General features: G+C 70.0%; 7 protein-coding genes. 6 read left to right on the top strand and 1 reads right to left on the bottom strand.

What is annotated here, in order from left to right:
• Nucleotides 1-248 precede the first annotated feature (248 nt).
• The 5 genes from pyrE to E4A53_RS07375 are packed head-to-tail and all read left to right on the top strand — an operon-like array spanning nucleotide 249 to nucleotide 3,919.
• On the top strand, nucleotides 249-830 hold the full coding sequence (pyrE, locus tag E4A53_RS07395; RefSeq protein WP_136162441.1) for an orotate phosphoribosyltransferase: 582 nt from the start codon (nucleotides 249-251) through the stop codon (nucleotides 828-830).
• Nucleotides 827-1,549: a pyridoxine 5'-phosphate synthase gene (locus tag E4A53_RS07390; RefSeq protein WP_136162440.1), complete on the top strand. Its 723-nt coding sequence runs from the start codon at nucleotides 827-829 to the stop codon at nucleotides 1,547-1,549. Before pyrE ends, E4A53_RS07390 begins: the two co-directional genes overlap by 4 nt.
• Nucleotides 1,546-1,959, top strand: a complete 414-nt coding sequence (acpS, locus tag E4A53_RS07385; protein ID WP_136162439.1) for a holo-ACP synthase — start codon at nucleotides 1,546-1,548, stop codon at nucleotides 1,957-1,959. Before E4A53_RS07390 ends, acpS begins: the two co-directional genes overlap by 4 nt.
• Nucleotides 1,956-2,825, top strand: a complete 870-nt coding sequence (gene lepB / locus E4A53_RS07380) for a signal peptidase I (RefSeq protein WP_136162438.1) — start codon at nucleotides 1,956-1,958, stop codon at nucleotides 2,823-2,825. Before acpS ends, lepB begins: the two co-directional genes overlap by 4 nt.
• A complete protein-coding gene (locus tag E4A53_RS07375) occupies nucleotides 2,822-3,919 on the top strand; it encodes an AI-2E family transporter (RefSeq protein WP_136162437.1) in 1,098 nt (365 codons plus the stop codon). The genes lepB and E4A53_RS07375 overlap by 4 nt, the downstream gene beginning before the upstream one ends.
• A 56-nt stretch (nucleotides 3,920-3,975) precedes the next feature.
• Here E4A53_RS07375 and E4A53_RS07370 read toward each other — a convergent pair whose 3' ends face one another.
• Nucleotides 3,976-5,766, bottom strand: a complete 1,791-nt coding sequence (locus E4A53_RS07370) for an ABC-F family ATP-binding cassette domain-containing protein (protein ID WP_136162436.1) — start codon at nucleotides 5,764-5,766, stop codon at nucleotides 3,976-3,978.
• Between the two features lie 115 nt (nucleotides 5,767-5,881).
• Here E4A53_RS07370 and E4A53_RS14880 point away from each other — a divergent pair, with 115 nt between their 5' ends.
• Nucleotides 5,882-6,376: a hypothetical protein gene (locus E4A53_RS14880; protein WP_239018180.1), complete on the top strand. Its 495-nt coding sequence runs from the start codon at nucleotides 5,882-5,884 to the stop codon at nucleotides 6,374-6,376.
• Nucleotides 6,377-6,437: the final 61 nt, after the last annotated feature.

Here is a 6,437-nt window from a genome sequence, read left to right as displayed (position 1 = left end):
GGCAGAGGCCGCGACAAGACCGAAAGCGAGCAGGAACGGCGTGAGCTTGGTCATGATATTCTGTCTTTTACCCCGGCTTGGCCGCACGCGGGCGTGCGGCCCTTGGACCCTGATCCTCGAGCAAGATGCCGGGCTTATATGCTCGCCGTCCCGCTGTCTCAAGCATCTTGGCGCCTTTTTTCCGGCCATTGCGCCACGGCGCCGCCGACCCTATCAGGGCGGCCGCGCTGAATGACAAGGCAAAGGGCATGACCGACGAGGAGATATTGGCGGAATTCCGGGCCGCGGAGGCGCTGCTCGAGGGTCATTTCATCCTGTCGTCCGGCCTGCGCAGCCCGCGCTACCTGCAATGCGCGCGGGTGCTGATGAGCCCCGCGCGCGGCGCGCGGCTGGCGTCCGCGCTGGCGGAAAAGCTGCCGGCGGCGCTGCGTTCGGCGATCGACATCGTCGTTTCCCCGGCGATGGGCGGCATCATCATCGGGCATGAAATGGGCCGGGCGCTCGGCGTCGACGCGCTGTTCCTTGAACGGCCGGACGGCGTGTTCGCGCTGCGCCGGGGCTTCCGCCTCGCCCCGGGCCAGCGCGTGCTGATGATGGAGGACGTCGTCACCACCGGCCTATCCTCGCGCGAGGCGATCGCCGCGATCCGCCGCGCGGGCGGCGAAGTCGTCGCCGCCGGCGCCCTGGTCGACCGGTCGGACGGCGCCGCCGACCTCGGCGTGCCTTTCTATCCGCTGATCCGGCTGTCGGTGCCGAGCTACGCCGCCGACTCGCTGCCGCCGGAACTGGCGGCGATCCCGGCAACCAAGCCGGGGAGCCGCGCGGCATGACCCTGCGGCTGGGCGTCAACATCGATCACGTCGCGACGATCCGCAACGCGCGCGGCGGCGCCCACCCCGATCCTGTCGCCGCCGCGGTGGTCGCCGCCGGTGCCGGTGCCGACGGTATCACCGCCCATCTGCGCGAGGACCGGCGCCACATCACCGACTCGGACATCGCCCGGCTGATGGCCGACATCGCGCTGCCGCTGAACCTGGAAATGGCGGCGACCGACGAAATGCTGGCGATCGCGCTGGCCCACCGCCCGCACGCCGCCTGCATCGTCCCCGAGAAGCGGGCGGAGAGGACGACGGAAGGCGGACTGGACGTCGCCGGCCAGCAAGCGGCACTGGCCCCGGTGGTCGCCGCGCTGCGCGATGCCGGCATCCGCGTCAGCCTGTTCATAGAGCCGGACCCGCATCAGATCACCGCCGCGATGACGCTCGGCGCCCCGGTCGTCGAACTGCACACCGGCCGCTACGCCAATCTCGACGGCGCCGGCCGCGCGGCGGAACTCCGCCGGCTCGCCGACGCCGCCGCCCTCGCCGCCAAGAACGGCATAGAGGTCCACGCCGGCCACGGCCTGACCTTCGATACGGTGATCCCTATCGCTGCGATCCCGCAGATCGTCGAGTTGAACATCGGCCATTTCCTGATCGGCGAGGCGATCTTCACCGGCCTCGCGACCAGCGTCGCGCGAATGAAGGCGCTGATGGCCGAAGCGCGGTGATCGTCGGCGTCGGCTCGGATTTGTGCAGCATCGCGCGGATCGAATCCTCGCTCGCCCGGTTCGGCGCGCGGTTCGAGCAGCGGGTGTTCACCGATGCCGAACGCGCAAAGGCGGCGCGCCGGCCGCTGACCCGCGCCGGCACTTACGCCAAGCGCTTCGCCGCCAAGGAGGCATTTTCGAAGGCGGTGGGAACCGGCTTCAGGCGCGGTGTGTTCATGCGCGACATCGGCGTCGTCAACGCCCCGTCCGGGGCGCCGACGCTGGCCTTGAGCGGGGGCGCGAAAGAACGGCTCCAATCCTTGATCCCGCCGGGCTATGAGGCCCGGATTCATTTGACCTTGACCGACGATCACCCCTGGGCACAGGCTTTCGTCATCATCGAGGCCGTGCCGAAGGAGGGAATCGCTTGAGCGATTCGAACAGCGACACCACGACGCCCGCCCCCACCGACCGGAAGGGGAAGAAGGGCACCGACTGGTGGGGTGAGATCAAGGGCATATTCTGGCTGGTGCTGGCGGTGTTCACCTTCCACAGCTTCGTCGCCAAGCCGTTCTACATCCCGTCGGAATCGATGATGCCGGGGCTGCTGGTCGGCGACCGGCTGGTCGTGTCGAAATACCCCTATGGCTGGTCGTTCGTCTCGCCGACCTTCCACCTGCTGCCTTATTTCCCCGGCCGGCTGTTCGGGCGGCTGCCGGAACGCGGCGACGTCGTCATCATCTCGCCGCCCGGCGAGCGGGTCGACTATATCAAGCGCGTCGTCGGCCTGCCCGGCGACCGGCTGGAAATGCGCGGCGGCACGCTCATCATCAACGGCGTGCCGGTGAAGCGGACGCGACGCACCGACGCGATGATCCCGGTCGACACCAACGCGCCGTGCAGCGACATCCAGTTCCCCGGCCGGCTGGTCACCCAGCCCGACGGCAAGCAGTTTTGCCGCCTGCCGATCGTACGGGAAACCCTGCCCAACGGCCGCAGCTACGACACGATCGACCTCGGCGACGGGCCGACCGACAATTTCGCCGCGCTGACCATCCCCCGCGACAACGTGTTCGTGATGGGCGACAACCGCGACCGCAGCGCCGACAGCCGCGTATCGATCGCCGACATGGGGCTGGGCGGGCCGGTGCCGTGGGAGAATCTCGGCGGCCGCGCCGAGTTCATCACCTTCTCGCTCGACGGCGACACCGTGCTGTTCAATCCGATCAGTTGGATCACCTCGCTACGCTCCGGCCGGGCGGGGACAAGCCTCCACCCGGACGAAGGCGGCAAATGAGCGACCAGCCGGCCCTTCCGCCACAGGGGCCGGGCCCCGTTGAAATGGCCGATCCGGCGCTGCGCTTCGAAGTGAAGCGCGCGCTGGTCTGGCTGTCGCTGATCGTCGGCTTCGCGCTGGTCGTGCTGCTGATCCAGCCGATCATGCTGATCCTCGCCGGGCTGGTGCTGGCGTCGATGCTCGACGGCGGCGTCCGGCTGGTCGGCCGGGTGCTGCCGATCGGGCGCGGCTGGCGGCTGCTGATCGTCACCCTCGCCGTCACCCTGTTCATCGCCGGCACGACGATTCTCGCCGGGGTGGAGATCACCGCGCAGGCGAGCGAGCTGAGCGCCGTCGTCCAGGAGCAGGCGGTGCGCTTCTTCAACTGGCTGTCGGGCACCGGCCTGCTGCCCGCCGGCAAAGCCGACCTGTCCGGCCTGGCGCAGCAGGCGATGGGGTCGATCGGTCGGCTGACCAGTTGGGTCGGCACCGCCGCCGGCGCGATCGGCAGCGCGGTGATGATCCTCGCCATCGGCCTGTTCGTGGCGATGGAGCCGCGCGCCTACGGCCAGGGGCTTGAATGGCTGGTGCCGCGCGAATCGCGGGTCGAGTTCAGCCGCACCCTCGACCATATGGCGCTGGTGCTGCGCCGGCTGCTCGCCGGGCGGCTGTTCGGCATGCTGTTCGAAGGGGTGCTGATCTGGATCGTGCTGTCGATCGGTGGGGTGCCGATGGCGCTGCTGCTCGGCATCATCACCGGCATCCTTGCCTTCATTCCCAATATCGGCGCGTTCGTCAGCGGGGTGCTGATGGTCGCCGTCGGGTTCAGCGCCGGGCTGGATACCGGCCTGTGGGCGATCGGCACCTATTTCGTCGTCCAGACCTTCGACGGCTACGTCGTCATCCCCCTGGTCGCGCGCAAGACGGTCGACATGCCGCCGGCGCTGACGCTCGGCTGGCAGGTGCTGGTCGGCAGCGTCCTCGGCCTGCTCGGCCTGATGCTCGCCGATCCGCTGCTGGCGATGATCAAGACCGCGCTCGAACGCAGCGCCGAAACCGGCAACCCCGACGCGCCGCCGAAACCAGCCCGCCGCCGCCGCGCCGCAAAGGGCTGAGCACCCTGGAGTCTGTCCGCTTCAGGCGGACCGGTGCCGCTTGAACGGGACGAACCCTACCCCAGCGCCTCGACCTGCTCGGCGAGCAGCAGCCAGCGTTCCTCGGCCGCGTCCTTCTCGGCGCGGGCGGCGGCGACCGCCTCGGTCAGCGCGGCGAAGCGCGCCGGATCGCGCGCATAGAGGTCGGCGTCGGCCAGCGCCGCCTCGTCTCGGGCGATCGCCGCCTCGATCGCCTCGATCCGCGCCGGCAGCAGGTCGTAATCGCGCTGGTCCTTGTAGCTGAGCTTGGTCGCCGGGGTGCGCGGCGGCGCGGGCGGCGCCTTCGCAGCTGCCGGCTTGCGCTGTTCCGCCGCCGGCGCCCGCCGCCGTTCCCAGTCGGCATAGCCGCCGGCGACGATGTCGACCTTGCCCGATCCGTCGAGGCCCAGCGTCAGCGCCACCGTCCGGTCGAGGAAATCGCGGTCATGGCTGACGATCAGCACCGTCCCGTCATAATCGGCGATCACCTCCTGCAACAGGTCGAGCGTTTCCAGGTCGAGGTCGTTGGTCGGCTCGTCAAGCACCAGCAGGTTGGAGGCGCGGGCGAACTCGCGCGCCAGCAGCAGCCGCGACTGCTCGCCGCCGGACAGCGTCCCGACCGGCGCGTCGGCCAGCCCCGGCGCGAACAGGAAATCCTTCAGATAGCCCTGGATGTGCTTGCGCGTCCCCCGCACGTCGATCCAGTCGCCGCCGTCGGCCAGTATGTCGCGCACCCGCTTCTGCGGCTCCAGCAGGCTGCGCTGCTGGTCGATGACGATGCCGTCCAGCGTCCGCGCCAGGGTCACGCTGCCCTCGTCCGGCGCCAGCTCGCCGGTCAGCAGGCGCAGCAGCGTCGTCTTGCCCGCGCCGTTGGCGCCGACGATGCCGATCCGGTCGCCGCGCTGGATCCGCAGGGTGAAGTCGCGGATGACGGTGCGGCGTTCCGCCCCCTCGCCGAAATATTTGCTGACCTTGTCGGCGACGATCACCGACTTGGTCTTCACATCGTCGCTTGCCGCCGCCAGCTCGGCGGTGCCGGCTGGGCCGAGCATCGCCGCGCGCTGCGCCCGCATCTGGTTCAGCTTTTCCAGCCGCCCCTGGTTGCGGCGGCGCCGGGCGGTAACCCCGCGCTCCAGCCAGTGCAGCTCCAGCTTCAGCTTGGCGTCCAGCTTCTCGGCGGCGCGTGCCTCCTCGGCATGGACCTTCTCCATCCACGCCTCGAACCCGCCGAAGCCGATCTCGGCGCGGCGCATGCTGCCGCGGTCGAGCCACAGCGTCGATCGGGTCAGCCGGGTCAGGAAGGTGCGGTCGTGGCTGATGACCAGAAAGGCGCCGGCGAATCGGTTCAGCCAGCCCTCCAGCCAGTCGATCGCCATCAGGTCGAGATGGTTGGTCGGCTCGTCGAGCAGCAGCACGTCCGGCTCCTGCGCCAGCGCGCGGGCGATCGCGGCGCGGCGCCGCTCGCCGCCGCTTGCCGTCGCCGCCGGGCGGCCGAGGTCCAGGCCGATCTGGTCGGCGATCGCCTCGACCGCGTGGCGCTCCGGCGCGTCCGCCCCGGACAGGGCGAAATCACGCAGCGTCGGGTGAGCGGCGACCGGCGGATCCTGTTCGAGCAGGATGACGCGGGTGCCCGGCACGATGGTCCGCCGCCCGGCATCGGCGTCGATCTGCCCGGCAAGCAGGCGCAGCAGCGTCGTCTTGCCGGCGCCGTTGCGGCCGATCAGCGCCAGCCGGTCGCGCGGGCCGATGTGGATGTCCAGGGCGCTGAACAGCCAGCCGCTGCCCTGGATCAGGCCAAGGCCTTCGTAGGAGAGGATCGGTGCCGCCATCGCCGCTGCCCGATAGTCGCTCGGGCGCGTTCCGTCACCCCGTCGGCTCGCACTTTCGGCTGACTCGCCACATTCATGGCCTATTCAAGCCTTGCTGCTTATGGCGGTCGGCGAAATGAGGATTTCGACGCATCTTGCCCTGGCGGCGCTGGCGGCGTCCGGCCTGACCGTAACGGTCGCGCCGGCGGCGGCGCAGTCGCGCGGCGCGCAGGAGGGCGAGGCCCGGCGCGGCGACATCCGGCCGCGCGGCAGCCTGTACGAAGTCTATCGCGCCCGGCGCGGCAACCCGGACAATGCCCGGCGGCCGGACGGGCGCGGCGATCCCGATGCCGCCTATCCGATGCCGGAACGGCGCAACCCCTATGAAGCGATGCGCGCCCGCCGCGGCGACCAGTACGAGGCATATCGCGCCCGCGTCCACGGTCAGGTCCGCTCGCTGCGCGAAATCGAAGGGCGCATCGTCCCGCGCATGCCCGGTTCCACCTACATCGGGCCGGAATTCGATTCGGCGAGCGGCAATTACCGGCTGAAATTCCTGCGCGGCGGCCAGGTCATCTGGGTCGACGTCGACGGCCGGACTGGACAGGTGCGCGGCCGGTCTGGCTATTAGGGCGTCGTGCGGAGCAGCGAAGGCCGGTCTTTTCCGAAAAAGCGATGCCGCGACATAAATC

It is taken from the genome of Sphingomonas flavalba, assembly GCF_004796535.1.
Lineage (GTDB): Bacteria > Pseudomonadota > Alphaproteobacteria > Sphingomonadales > Sphingomonadaceae > Sphingomonas_L > Sphingomonas_L flavalba.
This window is presented reverse-complemented; position numbering and strand designations above follow the sequence as displayed.